The sequence below is a fragment of the Bacillus sp. SIMBA_008 genome, assembly GCF_046535495.1.
Lineage (GTDB): Bacteria > Bacillota > Bacilli > Bacillales > Bacillaceae > Bacillus > Bacillus subtilis.
The window spans coordinates 1-241 of record NZ_JAWRWL010001148.1; the positions used below are offsets into that span (position 1 = coordinate 1).

The 241-nt window shown below is 43.6% G+C and carries 1 pseudogene; it reads right to left on the reverse strand.

The features are described from left to right. A pseudogene (locus tag SB658_RS27030) lies at positions 1–241 on the reverse strand (2-succinyl-5-enolpyruvyl-6-hydroxy-3-cyclohexene-1-carboxylic-acid synthase); the annotation flags it as partial.

The following is a 241-nucleotide window of genomic DNA, read 5'->3' on the forward strand; positions in this document are numbered from 1 at the left end:
GCCATCAATACCATTTGCTCCTCGATTCGCCATCATTCGAAAAGGCTTCAATTGCGCTTCAAAAAATGTATCCACATCACGAATCGGCATACTATTTCCGATAAAAAGGACACTCTCCTTCGGCAATAGATGCTGAAGCTGACGGTACACATTCCCCTCAATTGACAGATCCTCATCAGAATAATGGGCAGCATGCGTTCTGAATGATGAATTAGCATCCTGCCAGCGCTTTAGAAAACTT